This is a genomic window from Lentzea nigeriaca, assembly GCF_016907955.1.
Taxonomy (GTDB): Bacteria; Actinomycetota; Actinomycetes; order Mycobacteriales; family Pseudonocardiaceae; genus Lentzea; species Lentzea nigeriaca.
Genome location: NZ_JAFBCX010000001.1, coordinates 1,412,311 through 1,428,064, shown reverse-complemented (window position 1 = coordinate 1,428,064; position 15,754 = coordinate 1,412,311). Strand labels below are relative to the sequence as shown.

The 15,754-nt window shown below is 68.2% G+C and carries 12 protein-coding genes; 8 read left to right on the top strand and 4 right to left on the bottom strand.

Annotated features, from left to right (window positions below; all coding sequences use genetic code 11):
• The first annotated feature begins 15 nt into the window (after positions 1–15).
• Genes JOD27_RS05765 through JOD27_RS05750 form a run of 4 tightly spaced genes read left to right on the top strand, consistent with a single transcriptional unit; the run spans position 16 to position 4,313 of the window.
• The gene (locus JOD27_RS05765; RefSeq protein WP_204760998.1) at positions 16–570 is read left to right on the top strand and encodes an EF-hand domain-containing protein; all 555 of its coding nucleotides are present in this window, start codon (positions 16–18) and stop codon (positions 568–570) included.
• A gap of 1 nt (position 571) precedes the next feature.
• Positions 572–1,288: a GNAT family N-acetyltransferase gene (locus JOD27_RS05760; RefSeq protein WP_307829915.1), complete on the top strand. Its 717-nt coding sequence runs from the start codon at positions 572–574 to the stop codon at positions 1,286–1,288.
• 53 nt (positions 1,289–1,341) lie between these two features.
• Positions 1,342–3,738 carry an ATP-binding cassette domain-containing protein gene (locus JOD27_RS05755; RefSeq protein ID WP_204760996.1) on the top strand — a complete coding sequence of 799 codons (2,397 nt, stop codon included), beginning with the start codon at positions 1,342–1,344 and terminating at the stop codon, positions 3,736–3,738.
• A 17-nt stretch (positions 3,739–3,755) separates the two neighbouring features.
• Complete coding sequence (locus JOD27_RS05750) at positions 3,756–4,313, top strand: EF-hand domain-containing protein (RefSeq protein WP_204760995.1); 558 nt, start codon at positions 3,756–3,758, stop codon at positions 4,311–4,313.
• Here JOD27_RS05750 and JOD27_RS05745 read toward each other — a convergent pair.
• Entirely contained in the window at positions 4,256–4,858 is a 603-nt protein-coding gene (locus JOD27_RS05745; protein WP_204760994.1) for a DUF1062 domain-containing protein, read from the bottom strand. The genes JOD27_RS05750 and JOD27_RS05745 overlap by 58 nt on opposite strands.
• Positions 4,859–5,124: 266 nt before the next feature.
• Between JOD27_RS05745 and JOD27_RS05740 the strand changes: the two genes are divergently transcribed.
• The 3 genes from JOD27_RS05740 (at position 5,125) to JOD27_RS46440 (ending at position 11,195) form a co-directional block, all read left to right on the top strand.
• The gene (locus tag JOD27_RS05740; RefSeq protein WP_204760993.1) at positions 5,125–6,627 is read left to right on the top strand and encodes a helix-turn-helix domain-containing protein; all 1,503 of its coding nucleotides are present in this window, start codon (positions 5,125–5,127) and stop codon (positions 6,625–6,627) included.
• A 126-nt stretch (positions 6,628–6,753) separates the two neighbouring features.
• A complete protein-coding gene (locus JOD27_RS05735; RefSeq protein ID WP_204760992.1) occupies positions 6,754–7,242 on the top strand; it encodes an SET domain-containing protein-lysine N-methyltransferase in 489 nt (162 codons plus the stop codon).
• Complete coding sequence (locus tag JOD27_RS46440) at positions 7,239–11,195, top strand: non-ribosomal peptide synthetase (RefSeq protein WP_204760991.1); 3,957 nt, start codon at positions 7,239–7,241, stop codon at positions 11,193–11,195. Before JOD27_RS05735 ends, JOD27_RS46440 begins: the two co-directional genes overlap by 4 nt.
• Before the next feature lie 12 nt (positions 11,196–11,207).
• Here the strand turns inward: JOD27_RS46440 and JOD27_RS05725 are convergent, their stop codons facing one another.
• Entirely contained in the window at positions 11,208–12,338 is a 1,131-nt protein-coding gene (locus tag JOD27_RS05725; protein WP_239566335.1) for a Glu/Leu/Phe/Val dehydrogenase dimerization domain-containing protein, read from the bottom strand.
• A 92-nt stretch (positions 12,339–12,430) separates the two neighbouring features.
• Between JOD27_RS05725 and JOD27_RS05720 the strand changes: the two genes are divergently transcribed.
• Complete coding sequence (locus tag JOD27_RS05720; protein WP_204760989.1) at positions 12,431–13,927, top strand: APC family permease; 1,497 nt, start codon at positions 12,431–12,433, stop codon at positions 13,925–13,927.
• Here the strand turns inward: JOD27_RS05720 and rho are convergent.
• Together rho and JOD27_RS05710 are read right to left on the bottom strand one after the other, a co-directional pair.
• Positions 13,908–14,933 carry a transcription termination factor Rho gene (rho, locus tag JOD27_RS05715; protein WP_307829914.1) on the bottom strand — a complete coding sequence of 342 codons (1,026 nt, stop codon included), beginning with the start codon at positions 14,931–14,933 and terminating at the stop codon, positions 13,908–13,910. The genes JOD27_RS05720 and rho overlap by 20 nt on opposite strands.
• A 247-nt stretch (positions 14,934–15,180) precedes the next feature.
• The gene (locus tag JOD27_RS05710; RefSeq protein ID WP_204760987.1) at positions 15,181–15,744 is read right to left on the bottom strand and encodes a DUF4360 domain-containing protein; all 564 of its coding nucleotides are present in this window, start codon (positions 15,742–15,744) and stop codon (positions 15,181–15,183) included.
• Between the last annotated feature and the right edge of the window lie 10 nt (positions 15,745–15,754).

Below are 15,754 nucleotides of genomic sequence, written 5' to 3'. Positions count from 1 at the left end.
CGGTAGAAGGACGTCATGGAGATCAGCGCCTACCTGGACCGCAAGCTCGCTCGCCGGTTCCGGACGTACGACGCCGACGGCGACGGGTACATAGGGCGCGAGGACTTCACACAGGCCGGCGAGCGCACCATCAAGACGTTCGGGCTGGCCGACACCGATCCGAAGGCCGTCCGGCTCCACGCCGCGCTGAACGGGCTGTGGGAGCAGCTCTCGTCCGTCACCGACCAGGACCGCGACGGGCGCATCAGCCTCGACGAGTACAAGAAGGCGTTCGCGAACGGGCTGTTGGAGACGCCGGAATCGTTCGACGAGGGGTACGTGCCGTTCCTGGACGCGCTGATGGCGATCGTGGACGAGGACGGCGACGGCAAGCTCACCGTCGAGGAGCACGTCATGTGGACAGGCGCGCTGATGAACCTCTCCGAGGCGGACGCGCGGATGATCCACGACATCCTGTCCGACGACGACGAGCTGATGTCCGTTCAGGCACTGCTCGACGCGATACGGGAGTTCTACTTCTCCGAGGATGCCGCGGCGGCGGGCAACTGGCTGCTGGGATCGTTGGACTGACGTGCTGCTGAAGACGCTGCAGGAGTACGCGGCACGGGCACAGCCCGCCGCGCACGTCGAAGAGGCCGGCGGCTGGTGGCTGCGGCACTCCCCCGGCGACGCCTGGTGGGTGAGCGCCGTTCTGCCGCACGACCGGGAGGACCGGATCGAGCGCGCCGAGAAGTTCTGCGCCGAACGCGGGTCGGGGGCCCGGTTCCAGATCACGCCGGGCGTGTGCGCGGACGATCTCGACGCACGGCTGGACTTCCGGGGGTATGAGCGGGGGCACGCCATGTCCCTGCAGATCGCCTCGACCGCCGAGGTGCTGCGCCAGTCCCACGCCGACGCGGGCGAGGTGAGAGTGCGGCCCACCGACGAGTGGCTGGCGGCGTGGCAGGCGGTGACCACGCGCGACGTGAGCGCGGAACGTGACCTGCTCAGCCGCGTCGAGCACCCCAGCGCGTACGCGTACGCCGAGATCGACGGGCAGGTGGTGGCAGTCGGGCGGGCCGTGGCCGAGCAGGGTTGGGCCGGGGTGTTCGGGATGGCGACGTTGCCGCACGCACGTGGTCAGGGCGCCGCCCGGTCCGTGCTCGCGGCATTGGCCTCGTGGGCGGCCGCGCGCGAGGCGAACCACATGTATCTGCAGATGGAGAAGGCGAACAGCTCGGCGTTCCGGCTGTACGAGCGCACAGGGTTTCGCGAGGTCTGCACCTACCACTACCGGATCCGTCCATAACCGATCAGGAATCAAGAAGGCACGAGCGCGGGCGCGGAGTTAGGTTTTGCGCCATGACCAGGACAACAGCCGCGGCGCACGAGGCCGACACCCACGATCTGATCCGCGTGCAGGGCGCGCGGGTGAACAACCTGCGCGACGTCGACGTCGAGATCCCGAAGCGGCGGCTGACCGTCTTCACCGGTGTCTCCGGTTCCGGCAAGAGCTCGCTCGTGTTCGGCACGATCGCCGCGGAGTCGCAACGGCTGATCAACGAGACCTACAGCGCGTTCATCCAGGGTTTCATGCCGACGCTGCCGCGTCCCGAGGTGTACCTGCTGGAGGGCATCACCACGGCGATCCTCGTCGACCAGCAGCGGATGGGAGCCGACCCGCGCTCGACCGTCGGCACCGCGACCGACGTGAACGCGATGCTGCGGATCCTGTTCAGCAGACTCGGCACGCCGCACATCGGCGGCCCGCAGGCCTTCTCGTTCAACGTCGCCTCGATCTCCGGCGCGGGTGCCGTGACGATCGAGAAGGGCGGGCAGAAGGTCAAGGAGCGCCGGGAGTTCTCCATCACCGGCGGTATGTGCCCGCGCTGCGAGGGCCGCGGCCAGGTCTCCGACATCGACCTCACCGAGGTCTTCGACGAGTCGAAGTCGATCCTCGAGGGCGCGATCAAGGTGCCCGGCTACAACGTCGACAACCAGTGGACCGTGCAGACGTTCGCGCAGTCGGGTTTCTTCGACCCGGCCAAGCCGATCCGCAAGTACACCAAGAGGGAACTGCACGACTTCCTGTACAGGGACCCGGTCAAGATCAAGGTCAACGGCATCAACCTGACCTACGAGGGCCTGATCCCGAAGCTGCAGAAGTCCATGCTGTCCAAGGACCGCGAGGCGCTGCAGCCGCACATCCGGGCGTTCGTGGACCGCGCGGCGACGTTCGGCACGTGCCCGGAGTGCGACGGCACGCGGCTGACCGAGGCCGCCAGGTCGTCGAAGATCAAGGGCCTCTCGATCGCGGACCTGTGCGACATGCAGATCACCGATCTCGCCGACTGGGTCCGCGCGCTGAAGGAGAAGTCCGTCGCGCCGCTGCTGGAAAAGCTCGCGCACACGCTCGACTCGTTCGTGGAGATCGGTCTCGGCTACCTGTCGCTGAACCGTCCCGCCGGGACGCTGTCCGGCGGTGAGGCGCAGCGCGTGAAGATGATCCGGCACCTCGGGTCGGCGCTGACCGACGTGACGTACGTGTTCGACGAGCCGACGATCGGGCTGCACCCGCACGACATCGAGCGGATGAACAACCTGCTGCTCCGCTTGCGCGACAAGGGAAACACGGTGCTCGTCGTCGAGCACAAGCCGGAGACCATCGCGATCGCGGACCACATCGTCGACCTCGGTCCCGGTGCCGGGCGCAACGGCGGCACGATCTGCTTCGAGGGCACGCTCGCCGAGCTGCGCAAGAGCGACACGGTGACCGGGCGGCACCTGGACGACCGCGCGTCGCTGAAGTCCTCCGTGCGCAAGGCTTCCGGCGTGCTGGAGATCCGCGGGGCTTCGGCGAACAACCTGCGCGACGTGGACGTCGACATCCCGCTCGGCGTGCTGACCGTGGTCACGGGCGTGGCGGGATCGGGCAAGTCGTCACTGATCCACCAGTCGATGCCCAAGGACGCCGGTGCGATCGTGGTCGACCAGACGCCGATCAAGGGCTCGCGGCGGTCCAACCCCGCGACCTACACCGGCCTGCTGGAGCCGATCCGCAAGGCGTTCGCCAAGGCCAACGGCGTGAAGCCGGCGTTGTTCAGCGCCAACTCCGAGGGCGCCTGCCCGAACTGCAACGGCGCGGGTGTGGTGTTCACCGACCTCGGGATCATGGCGACGATCGAGTCGCCGTGCGACGTGTGCGAGGGCAAGCGGTTCGACCAGGCCGTGCTGGAGTTCAAGTTCGGCGGCAAGGACATCGCCGAGGTGCTCGCGATGCCGGTCGCCGAGGCCGTCGAGTTCTTCGGCGCGGGCGAGGCCCGTACGCCGGCCGCCCACGCGATCCTGTCCCGGCTCGCCGACGTCGGCCTGGGCTACCTGTCGCTGGGGCAGCCGCTGACCACTTTGTCCGGTGGTGAGCGCCAGCGGCTGAAGCTGGCCACGCACATGGCGGACAAGGGTGGCGTCTACGTCCTCGACGAGCCGACCACGGGTCTGCACCTGGCCGACGTCGAACAGCTCCTCGGTCTGCTCGACCGGCTCGTCGACTCGGGCAAGTCGGTCATCGTGATCGAGCACCACCAGGCCGTGATGGCGCACGCCGACTGGATCATCGACCTCGGCCCCGGCGCCGGTCACGACGGCGGCAAGATCGTGTTCGAGGGCACGCCCTCCGACCTGGTGGCCGACCGGTCGACGCTGACCGGCGAGCACCTGGCCGACTACGTGGGTGCCCCGGCTCGCCGGAAGAAGCGCTGACCGGGTACAAGGGGCGTATGGAGATCACGGCATTCCTGGACCGCAAGCTCACCCGCAGGTTCGAGACCTACGACAGCGACCAGGACGGGTACGTCGACCGTTCGGACTTCGAGCAGGCGGGTGCGCGCACGACCGCGGCGTTCGGGCTGAGCGACGGCGATCTTCGCGCGAAGCGGCTGCACGAGCACCTGCTGGGCGTGTGGGACCACCTCGCCGCCGTGACCGACACCAACGACGACGACCGGATCAGCCTCACCGAGTACAAGACGGCGTTCGCCCGGCGGCTGCTGGGGAGGCCGGAGTCGTTCGACGACAGCTACCTGCCGTTCCTCGACACACTGATGGCCGTCGCCGACCAGAACGGCGACGGCCATCTCGGCGTGGACGAGTACGTGCGGTGGGCGGAGGCTCTCGTGAACCTCCGACCCGCCGACGCACGGGCCGCGCACGCCCGGCTCGATCACGACGGTGACGGCCTGGTGAGCACCGACGACCTGCTCGCCGCGATCAGGGCGTTCTACTTCTCGGAGGACCCGGACGGTCCGGGCGCGTGGCTGTTCGGCCCGCTGGACTGAAACGAGAAGTCCGCGCGGACCCGTGCGTCGAGGGCCGTCGGCAGCCGGATCCGGCCCTCGTCGACCAGCCGTTTCACCGCTGGCCGGCTCAGGCCGAGCCCTTTCGTGAGCAGCTTCTCGACCCGGACCGGCGCCGGGAGCTCGAACCTGACGAGGACGTCCAGCGGCGCGGTGTCGTGCTGGACGTCGTAGAACGGCAGGTCGGTGTCCAGGTCCCACGTGCCGGTCCAGTCGAGCTTGCGCTGGGTGTGGACGAGCTCGCGGACGATCGCCGCGTCGTTGTCCTCGAACCGCACCAGCCGGTCGTGGTCGAGCGACGAGACGTGAACCCGTTCGTGGACGGGGATTTTCGACGTGCGGTCGCACCGCTCGCAGCCGATCAGCAGCCAGACGTCCAGCTGCTTGCCGTTGGCGTTGACGCGGATCTTGCCGGTCGCGTGGTGACGGACGTGCCCGCAGGAGACGCAGGTCCTGACGACGGCGGGCAGTCCGAGCTCGCGGACGACCCAGAGCGACTTGTTTTCGGCATGACGAAAAGAACTCATGTGATTCGGTGATTCCCCAGGAGTCAGTGGGTGTGCGGAAAAACCCGCACCGTCCACACAGGTGCGGGTCAGCTGCTCGCTGGGTCAGGACCACATGATCGTCACAATGGCCAACCGGCAAGTCGCCGGGCAACACATTTTTCGAGCACATCGGGTGACCGGACCACGACAGGTGGCTGGGACACACCTCCGGTCGACGGATGGCGTGCCGGGCGCGCACCGGCCAGGCTGATCGTTCTCGACCTGGAGAGCACGGGAGTTCCCGCTTGGCAACGTTGCCCACCATCCAGCAGATCCTCGACCTGGAGGACGTACGGCGAGGCGAGCCGGTGGTGCTGGCCGGCGCCGGGAACCTCGGCAGGGCCGTGTGCTGGGTGCACGTGGCCGACCGGCCGCGGCCAGGTGAGCTCCAACTCGTCGTGGACGGCGCTCTGCCGCTGGACGGTGCGCGGTGGCTCGAAGGCACGGCCGCGACCGGCGTCGCGGGCGTCGTGGTCGGGTGCGCGACCGCGCTGCCGGACGCGGTGGTGCACGCGGCACAGCGGCTCGGACTGCCGCTGGTGCGGTTGCGGCGTGAGATCCAGGTGTCCCGGGTGACCGAGGCCGTCCTCGCGCTCGTGGCGGAAGGCCGGCTCGCCGAGTCACGCCGGTGCGAGGAGATCCACCGGCGTTTCACCGAGCTCGCACGGGCAGGTGCCGACGCCCTGACCGTGGTGTCCCACGCGGCGGCCATGGCCAAGTGTCCGGTGGTGCTGGAGAACACCGCGCATCAGGTCATCGCGTTCGCACCAGCGGACGCGGATCCGCAACTGATCGACGACTGGGAGTCGCTGTCCCGTCGGATCATCGTGACCGGACAGACCGGTCACGACGGCACGGGATGGCTCGTCTCGAGTGTCGGCGCCGCACCGATGGAGTGGGGCCGGCTGCTGGTCAGGTGTCCGGAACCGGCCGTCGCGCAGGTGGTCATCGCCGAGCGGGCCGCCGATGTGATCGCACGGGATCTGCTGGCGCACAAGGATGAGGATTCGCGGTCGCGGGCCCATCACGCGCTGTTGACCGCCTTGTCGACCGGCGAACTCCTGTCCGCGGAGTTCGCCGCCCGCGCACGGGCGCTGGGGGTACCGGTCGACCAGTCGGTGCTGGTGGCCGTGGTCATCCGCACCCGGTCACCGGGTGACCTGGCGGACCGGATCAGGGATCTCCTCCAGGACCTGGTCTGCCTGCACGCGGCCCTCGACGGGGGCTCGCTCGGCGTTCTGCTGGCCCTGCGACCGGACGACGACGTGCACGGACATCTGGTCCGGCTGGCGGAGGCGGTGCGGCGACGGGCTCCGGTGATCGTCGCGGCGAGCGAGCCGGTCACATCGGAGCAGGATGCGCGCAAGGCGTTGGTGGAGGCACAACAGGTGGCCGCGGCCGCGAGTGGTGGCCGCTGGGACGCGCCGTACGTGAAGCTGCGCGACCTCGGGCTGCACGGGTTGATGTACCTCCTCCGCGACGACCCGCGGATACAGGCTCACGTCGAACGGGAGCTGGGTCCGCTGCTGCGGCCGGAGCACACCGGCCTGATCAGCACCTTGCGGTCCTATGTGGACAGCGGAGGCAACAAGACGGACGCGGCCGCGACGACGAACCTGTCCAGACAGGCGCTGTACGACCGGCTGAAGCGGGTGAGCCAGCTGCTCGACGCGGACCTCGACTCGCCTCGGGTGCGGGCGTCCCTGCACGCGGCCCTCTGCGCCCACGACGCAATCGGACTTTCTTGACACAATGTCCATCCGAATACGAAATTCCACCGGATTGTCAATCGCTTCACCGAGGTGAACCTTTGGCAACCCCACTCCGTACTACCCACGTAGAACCAGGCGGAAATCGACGGTCCGGGAGTCCACATGATTGTAGAAGAGCGCGTCAGTGTACTGAGCGCGGTAGCTGTCGTCCGCGCCGACGGTGAGTACCGTCTGGTGGCGAACCGCCCGATCACGGAGGGGGAGCTGCTGTTCACCGTCGAAGGTGAGGTGACGACCGTCCCGACGCGGTACACGGTGCAGGTCGGCCGCGACACCCATGTCGACGTTCCCGCCGAATATGACTTCGAGGCAATCCTCGACCGTTTTTACTGGCGCTTCATGAACCACAGCTGCGATCCGACTGTTTTCGTCCGGGGGCGTGCGGTGATCAGTCTGAAACCAGTCGAATTCGGACAGGACATCACGTTCAACTACAACACCACAGAATTCGACATGGCCGAGCCCTTCGCCTGCCGGTGCGGCAGCGACCGGTGCTCCGGCCGTGTCCAGGGCTTCCGGCACCTGTCCGGTGAGGAGCGTCGTCGGCTGCGCCCGTGGCTCGCCGCCCACCTGTCCGCGGAAACGCGGTGACGGCGACGGTCCGGACCGCGACGGTCTCACTCGTCGACTTCTTCGACAGTGCGGCCCAGCAATGGCCGGATGCCATAGCTGTGGACGTCCCACCTGCCAGTGGCCGTCCACAGCGCAGCCGGCTCACGTACGCGGAGCTGCAGCACAAGTCCAGGGCCGTGGCAGGGGTCTTCGAACGGATGATCGGGCACGGGCGCGTCATTTCGATCATGCTGCCCCGCACGTCCGTCGCGCTCTACGTGTCGCAGCTCGCGGTGCTGAGGTCCGGGTCCGCGCACGTGTGCCTCGACCCGGCGTTCCCGGATGACCAGGTCCGGCACATCCTCACCGACTCCGGCGCCCGGGTGTTGGTCACCAACGCGGAGGGCGCCGAGCGGGCGGCGCGGATCGGCTACCGCGGCGCCGTGATCAGGATCGACAACCCGATGACGAGGGTGCCCGTCGTCGACGCTCCGCCGGCGCCCGAAGGCCTGGCCTATCTGATCTACACCTCCGGCACCACCGGCCGGCCCAAAGGCGTGATGGTCGCACACGCCGGCATCGCCAACCTGATCAGTTCGGACCTGATGGAGTTCGGCCTCGGTCCGGGAGACCGGGTGGCTCAGGGCTCGTCGGCGGCGTACGACTCCTCGGTCGAGGAGATCTGGATGGCCCTCGCCTCCGGCGCGACCGTGGTGGTGATGGACGACGAGACCGTCCGGCTCGGCCCGGACGTGGTGCCGTGGCTGCGCAACGAGCGGGTCACCGTGTTCTGCCCTCCGCCGACCCTGTTGCGAGCCGCCGCCTGCCCTGACCCGCAGACCGCGCTGCCCGACCTGCGGTTGCTCTACGTCGGCGGTGAGGCGTTGCCCGACGACGTCGCCGAACTGTGGTCGCGGGGACGGCGGATGGTCAACGGCTACGGCCCCACCGAGTGCACGGTCACCTGCCTGCGCCAGGACATCGTGGCGGGACAACCGATCGCCATCGGCCGTCCGGTGCCCGGCGCGCGGGCGTGGGTGCTCGACGAGCAGCTCAGACCGGTCGCTCCCGGACAGCAGGGCGAGTTGTGCATGTCCGGCACGGGACTCGCGATCGGCTACCTCAACCTGCCGGAGCTCACCGCCGAGAAGTTCCCCGACCATCCGCTGGCCGGCCGGATCTACCGCACCGGCGACCTCGTGCACGCGGAACCGGACGGGACGCTCTTCTACCACGGCCGGATCGATTCTCAGGTCAAGGTTCGCGGCTACCGGATCGAGCTGGAGGCGATCGAGAGCGTCCTCGCCCGCTGTGACGGCGTGCGCGAGGCGGCGTGCTGTGTGCAGGGCGAGGGCCCGTCCCAGGCGATCGCGGCACACCTGATCGTGGAGGACCGGAACCGTCCGCCGCACGTGGAGAGCCTGCGAAGCAGGCTGCGCGCGGAACTTCCGTCCTACATGGTGCCCGCGGTGTTCGGCCTGATCGACGAGCTGCCGCGCAGCGCGGGCGGCAAGCTGCGCCGGGCCGACCTGCCGATCCTCACCCAGGCCGAGCGCCGCCGCCGCAGTCGCGGTGACACAGGCAGGATGAACCCGGTCGAGATGTCGATCGCCGTCGCGATCTGCGAGGTGTTCGACCTGGCCACCGAGAGCCTGTCGGCGCAGGACGACTTCTTCGACGACCTCGGCGGCACGTCGCTGCAGGCGGCGATCCTCATCTCCAAGCTGCGGGCCAACCCCATCACCGCGGCCATCACCGTCCGCGACGTCTACCAGGCGCGCACCGTCAACGGGCTGGCACAGCTCGTCGGTTCCACCGGCCAGGCACCGGCGCCGGAACCCCTGGTGGCCTCCGCGCGCGACGCCGCCTCGGTGACCATGGAGCAGTCGTGGTGGCTGCTGCTGGAACTGCTCATCCTCGCGCCGGTGGCCTACCTGGTCGCCTTCGAGCTCCTGCCGTGGGCGGCGGGTCTGGTCGGGCTGCTGCCGCTCGTGGTGATCGTGCCGTTCCTGCTCGCGCCACTGCGCCTGCTCTGGACGCCGATCGCCGTCTTCATCGCCGTGTCGATGAAACGCATGCTGATCGGCCAGTACAAGCCGACGCGCGCGCCCGCGTGGGGTGATCTCCGCGTGCGCATGTGGATCGTGCAGAACGTCGTGCGCATCATCCCGTGGAAGAACATCGCCGGTACGGAGTTCCAGTGCATGGCGTTGCGCGCGCTCGGGGCCAGGATCGGCCAGCGCGTGCACATCCACCGCGGCGTCAACCTGACCCAGGGCGGCTGGGACCTGCTGGACATCGGCGACGACGTGACGCTCGGCCAGGACGCGCACCTCGGGCTCGTCCAGTTCGAGCACGGCCAGCTCGTCGTCGGCCCGGTCAGGATCGGCGACGGCGCCACCGTGGACACCCGCGGCAGCCTCGGCCCCGGCTCCCGGATGGGACGCGACTCGTGGCTCACCGCGCTGTCGTCGCTGCCGGCCGGGAAGTCCATTCCGGACGGTGAGATGTGGAACGGCGTGCCGGCCCAGCCGGTGGGACCGGCACCACTGCCGCCGGTACCCGTGCAGGAGGGCAGCCTCTTCTCCCCGACCCTGCACGGCATCGCGATGATGCTGTCCAGGACGCTGCTCGCGTGGGTGCTGGCCCTTCCCGCCACCCTGACGATGGTCAGCGTGGTCCTCTACTACCGCCTCACGTTCGACGCGCTGCTCGTCGTGCTCACGAACCCGTTGAGCTACCCGTCCTTCTTCGGTGTGGTCGCGGCACTGACCTGCCTGACCCTGATGATCACGGTCGCGTTGGAGGCAGGGGTCGCGCGGGCGCTGGGCCGGGTGACGGAGAAGGTGATCAGCCGCTGGAGTCCCGCGTACATCCGGATCTGGCTGAAGGCCGGACTGGTCGACTCCGCCAACAAGTGGCTGTCCGGCGGCCTGTACTGGCCGACCTGGCTGCGCTGGGCGGGCATGGACGTGGGCCGCGGCTGCGAGATCAGCACGATCATCGACGTGGTGCCCGAGCTGGTCCACATCGGACCCGACACGTTCTTCGCCGACGGCATCTACCTGGGCGGGCCACGCATCCAGCGGGGTGCGGTCACGCTGGCGGAGCTGCACATCAGCGAGCGGACCTTCTTCGGCAACCACGCGGTCATCGCCGGTGGGCAACGGCTGCCGTCGGACATCCTGATCGGCATCAGCACCGTCGCCGACGAGAAGGTCGTGCGGCAGGGCAGCTCGTGGTTCGGGCATCCGGCGTTCGAGCTGCCGCAGCGCGAGGTGGTGGAGGTCGACCGGTCGCTGACCCACGAGCCCTCGCTGATCCGGCGGATCAACCGGCTGTTCTGGGAATGGCTGCGGTTCGCCCTGCCCGTCGCCCCGCTGGTGATCACGATCGCGTGGTTCTGGGGCATCGCGCTCGCGGCGAAGACCCTGCCGCCCACCGTCTTCCTGACCGTCGGCGTCGCCGCGGTGACGCTGGGCGTCGCGCTGCTGCCGGGCCTGACGGTGCTGGCGATGAAGTGGTTCCTGCTGGGCAAGGTGAAGCCCGGCATCCACCCGCTGTGGTCGTGCTGGTGCAGCCGGTGGGACTTCCTCTACGTCGCCTGGGGTTTCATCGCGAGCGGCACGCTCGCCCCGCTCGAAGGCACGCTGCTGCTCGCGGTGTACCTGCGGCGGATGGGCATGAAGATCGGCAAGCGCGTGGTGCTCGGCGACGGGTTCGCCCAGGTCGTCGACCCGGACATGCTCCAGTTCGACGACGGCGCCACCGTGAACGCCATGTTCCAGGCGCACACCTTCGAGGACCGCGTCCTGAAGACCGACAAGGTCGTGGTGGGCGCGAACTCCACGCTGGCTCACGGCACGGTTCCGTTGTACGGCGCGAACATCGGTGAAGGGACGTATGCCGCGACCCACAGCGTGATCATGAAGCAGGAGCACCTGCTGCCGCACACCCGGTACGAGGGTGCTCCCACCAAGGCGCAGGCGTGACCGGCCGTGCGCTCAGAACCTGCGTTCGATCTCCCGCACCGCGGCCGCCGCGATCTGCGCGGCGGCCTGCCGCGGCGAGGGGGCGTCGATGATCTGACCGACGAGACGGCGCATGTTCGTGCTGATCTTCGCGAACGCGGAGTCCGCGTCGGCCTCGATGTCACCGAAAAGCGTCCACCACCACCAGGAGTTCGTGGCGGAGTTCGCCACGACGTCCGGGATGATCAGCGCGTCGATGATCCCCTCTGCTTCTTCTGTCACCGGCATGTTCGCGGCCTCGACGATCAGCTTGGCCTTCACGGTGGGCGCGTTGCCGGCGTTGATCGCGTAGCTCGTGGCGGCCGGGACCAGGACGTCCGCGTCGATGTCGAGCCACCGGTCGCGGTCGAACTCGACGTCTCCCGGCCGCAACCTGGCGCGGTCGATGCCGCCCTGCGCGTCGCGGGACAGCAGAAGGGTTTCCACGTCGAGGCCGACCGGGTTGGCTACGACACCGTGGACATCGACGAGTCCGACGATCCTGACGCCCGCCCTGGCCAGGTAGCGGGCCGTGGCGCCGCCCATCGAGCCGAAGCCCTGGATCACCGCCGTCGGGCTGGCGAGGCCGAGGTGCTCGATGCCCGCCAGTGCCGCTTCCGCGACGCCGTAGCCGCCGACCAGTTCGTCGAGACTCACGCCGTCGACGGTGACCGCGAACGCGTCCGCGAGTCGCCGGCGGGCCTTCTCCTCGTCGTCCAGCAGCGGGTACACGGCCTGGATCGACGACTGCAGGCCGATCTTCCCGATGGCCTCGTCGATCGTGGACTGCCTCAGCCCGAGGTCCTCCCCCATCGTCCAGAACCGCTCGATGTACGGGGACATGGCGAACAGGTAGGCAGTCAGGACATCTTTGGCGCGCGGGTCGTACGGGTCGAAGTCGATGCCGCCCTTCGCGCCGCCGAGCGGCACGTACCGCGCCCGCGGGTCGTAGTTGAGGGCTTCCTTGGCCGTCATGCCCTCCGCCAGGCCGCGCACCTCGTCGAGCGTGCAGCCGGCCCGCATCCGCAGACCGCCGCTGCTCACGCCCCGCACGAGGCGATCGATGACGAGGTAGCCACGCGCCCGCGTGACCGGGTCGGTCCAGGTGACCTGGAGATAACTCATCGAACACACCCCCTTGACTTCAGCGTATGACCGCGGTCACATGGTCCGTCCAAATAACTGACTGACGGATCAGTTAACCATCTGGAGGGCCCGTGAGCGAGGTACAGCCTCTCAGCGGCAACTGGCTGGGCGAACGCCAGCACCTGCGCAAGTCACTCCGCCGGGCCGACGTGACGTTCTACCTGCTGTGCACCCTCGTCGGCCTGGACACGATCGGCAGCGTCGCCGCCAACGGGCCCCAAGGTCTCGTGTGGATGGTCATCCTGGCGGTGGTGTTCTTCCTGCCGTACGGGTTCCTGACCACCGAGCTGGGCACGGCGTTCCCGGTCGAGGGCGGCCCGTACGTGTGGACCAAGCTCGCGTTCGGGCGTCTCGCCGCGGGCGTGAACCAGGTGCTCTACTGGCTCTCCAACCCGCTGTGGATGGGCGGCACGCTGGCGATCATCGCCGTGACGACGTTCGAGAAGTTCTTCCTGCCGCTGGGCATGGCGGGCAAGCACGTCGTGGGCCTGGCGTTCATCTGGATGGGAGTCCTCGCTGTCGCCACGTCGTTGCGGATCGGCAAGTGGGTGCCCATCGCGGGCGCGTTCGCCCGAGTCGTCCTGCTCGGCTTCTTCACCGTGTCCGTGATCGTCTACGCGGTGAAGAACGGTGTACAACCGTTGTCCGGCAGCGATTTCGTGCCCACGTGGTCCGGGTTCGTCGCACTGGTGCCGGTGCTGATCTTCAACTACGTCGGGTTCGAACTGCCCTCCACCGCGACCGAGGAGATGAACGATCCGCAGAAGACCGTGCCGTTCGCGATCCTGCGGGCGGGCGTCGCGTCGTTCCTGCTGTACGGCGGGCCGATTCTCGGGATCCTGCTGGTGATTCCGGCGTCCCGGATCCAGGGCCTTGGCGGGTTCATCGACGCCGCGAAGCAGGTGCTGACCGTGTACGGCGGTTCCGCGGCGCCCGATGGCACCGTGACACTGACCGGCGCGGGCGCGGTTCTCGGAACGGTGTGTGCCGCCGGGTTGATCGTCGGCGTGCTGACCTCAGGAGTCTCCTGGGCGATCGGCGCGCACAGAGCGCAGGCGGTCGCGTGTGCCGACGGTGCCGGGCCTGCTTTCCTGGGCCGGCTGTCCGCACGTCACGGCACACCGCTGCGCGTGAACGTCCTTTCCGGACTGTTGGCGTCCGTCGTTCTGGTGACGGCGTTGAACCTGTCGGGCGGCAACTCCGAGAAGTACTTCACCGCCGGGCTCGCCCTGGTGATCTCGACGACGTTCATCAGCTACCTGCTGACGTTCCCGTCGATGCTGGTGCTGCGGCGTCGCCTGCCTGGGGCCGCTCGGCCGTTCCGCGCGCCTTTCGCTTTGCTGACAACGGTTCTGACGACCGGCCTGGTGGCGTTCACCGTGGTCGTGCTGATCTGGCCGCTGTCGCTGCCTGCCGCGTTCGAGGGAGAGCGGGTGGCCTACACGTTGTCGCAGGTGGTGCCGTTGCTGATCGTGATCGGCATCGGTTTCCTGTTCTACGCGCTGGGTGCTCCCACGCGAGCACTGGACCGGGAACTGCGACGGGACTTCATTTCGACATCTGGATGAGGAACTCCGCGTTGCTCCGGGTCTTGCGCAGCCCTTCGAGAAGCACGTCGATCTCCCGGTCGGCCATGGCCCGGCGCACCGAGTCCGTGATGGCGAGTTCCTGCGGGCTCACCAGCAGTTCCGCCTTGCGCGTGCTGGACTGGTGGAGGTCGACCGCGGGGTAGATCCTCTTCTGGGCGGCCTTCCGGTCGAGCTTCAGCTCCGCGTTGCCGGTGCTCTTGAGCTCCTCGAAGATGACCGTGTCGGCCAGCGACCCGGTCTCGACGAGTGCGGTGGCGAAGATCGTGAGGCTGCCGCCCTCCTCGATGTTCCTGGCAGCGCCGAGAAACTGCTTGGGCGGCGTGAGCGCACCGGAGTCGATGCCACCACTCAGGATCCGCCCGCCACTCGGCGCGGCGAGGTTGTAGGCCCGCCCGAGCCGCGTGAGCGAGTCGAGCAGAATCACGACGTCCTGCCCGTCCTCGACGAGCCTCTTCGCCCGCTCCACAGCCAGTTCGGCCGTCTGGACGTGCTGCTTGGGATGTTCGTCGAACGTCGAGGCGAAGATCTCCCCGGGAATGCTGCCCGTGAGGTCCGTGACCTCCTCCGGCCGTTCGCCGACGAGCGTGACGATCAGGTGGCATTCGGGGTTGTTCTTGGCGATGGCCTGCGCGATCTGCTGCAGCACAATGGTCTTGCCCGCCTTGGGAGGCGCCACGATGAGCGCCCGCTGCCCCTTGCCGACGGGCATGACCAGGTCGATCGTGCGACTGGTCAGCTCGTGGGGGTCGTGCTCCAGCCGCAGCCTTTCGTTGGGGTAGAGCGGGGTCAGGTCGCCGAACTTGGGCCTCTTGTGCGGCTTGCGCCCGTTGACGGTGTCGACGCCGACGAGCTTGCCGTCCACCGCCTCACCGCTGATCTGGTCGCCGCGCCGCAGGTCGTGCTGCTTCACGAGCTGCTGCGACACCTGCGGCCCGTCGACGAGAAATGCCTTGTTGTTGCGTATGTCGAGTACACCGATGTGCATCGGGTCTGTCCTTTCAGGAGGGTTGGTCGAGATGCGCTTCATCGACTCCGCTGCACGAGCCGTGCTCGTGCTGGAGGAGAGCGCTGCAGATGCTCCGTGCATCTGGTGTAGGGGCCGCCAGCGTCGGAAGCTGGGGGTCGTCGCCGCGGATCAGAGATCGTCCAGCAGCTCGTCGGAACTTACGTACGCTTGGCGCGCACCGCCGGTTACAAACGGACTGTAGCAGACAACACCAGAGCGGCGCGTGTTATTCCGCGCACTTCTTCCAGGAGAGCTTGAACGTGGTGCTCACGCTGCTGTCCGTCGAGTCCATCGTCATGAAGCTGGTCTTCCCCTTGCCGGTGACCTTGAGCTCGGCCTCGATCGTCAACGGCTTGCGATCCTTGCACGGCCCGTGCGCAACGCTGTCCGGCGTGTCCGTGACCTGCCAGTCGTCACTCATCGGACTCTGATACGTGTGCATGCGATTGCGCGTGGGAAACCCCGGGAAGTGGTAGCTGGTGCGCACAACACCACGCGCCCCGTCCGTCAGATGACCGAAACCTCGATGATCCGTGGCCGCGATGCCGTACGTGTACCCCGGCGTGTGGTTGAGCTTGACCGCGATCGTGCAACTCTTCTTGGCCTCGTTGCCGTTGCCCTGCACCACGAAGTCGCCGTACGTCACCGTGAACGCCTCGTTGTCCTGTGACATGGCAACGGTCGTCGTCCCTTTGGGACAACCCGAGCCGCCGACGCTCACCACCTCGACGGTGACAGGGCCGGGAGGCGGGACGAGCGAAGCAGCCAGCAGAGCCACCACGGCGAACATCGAGGCCTCC

Bases quoted from the DNA above. Each gene is read 5' to 3' on its own strand.
- JOD27_RS05765 (WP_204760998.1), top strand. From the start codon at position 16: ATGGAGATCAGCGCCTACCTGGACCGCAAGCTCGCTCGCCGGTTCCGG.
- JOD27_RS05750 (WP_204760995.1), top strand. From the start codon at position 3,756: ATGGAGATCACGGCATTCCTGGACCGCAAGCTCACCCGCAGGTTCGAG.
- rho (WP_307829914.1), bottom strand. From the start codon at position 14,933: ATGCACATCGGTGTACTCGACATACGCAACAACAAGGCATTTCTCGTC.
- JOD27_RS05745 (WP_204760994.1), bottom strand. From the start codon at position 4,858: ATGAGTTCTTTTCGTCATGCCGAAAACAAGTCGCTCTGGGTCGTCCGC.
- JOD27_RS05735 (WP_204760992.1), top strand. From the start codon at position 6,754: ATGATTGTAGAAGAGCGCGTCAGTGTACTGAGCGCGGTAGCTGTCGTC.
- JOD27_RS05755 (WP_204760996.1), top strand. From the start codon at position 1,342: ATGACCAGGACAACAGCCGCGGCGCACGAGGCCGACACCCACGATCTG.
- JOD27_RS05725 (WP_239566335.1), bottom strand. From the start codon at position 12,338: ATGAGTTATCTCCAGGTCACCTGGACCGACCCGGTCACGCGGGCGCGT.
- JOD27_RS05710 (WP_204760987.1), bottom strand. From the start codon at position 15,744: ATGTTCGCCGTGGTGGCTCTGCTGGCTGCTTCGCTCGTCCCGCCTCCC.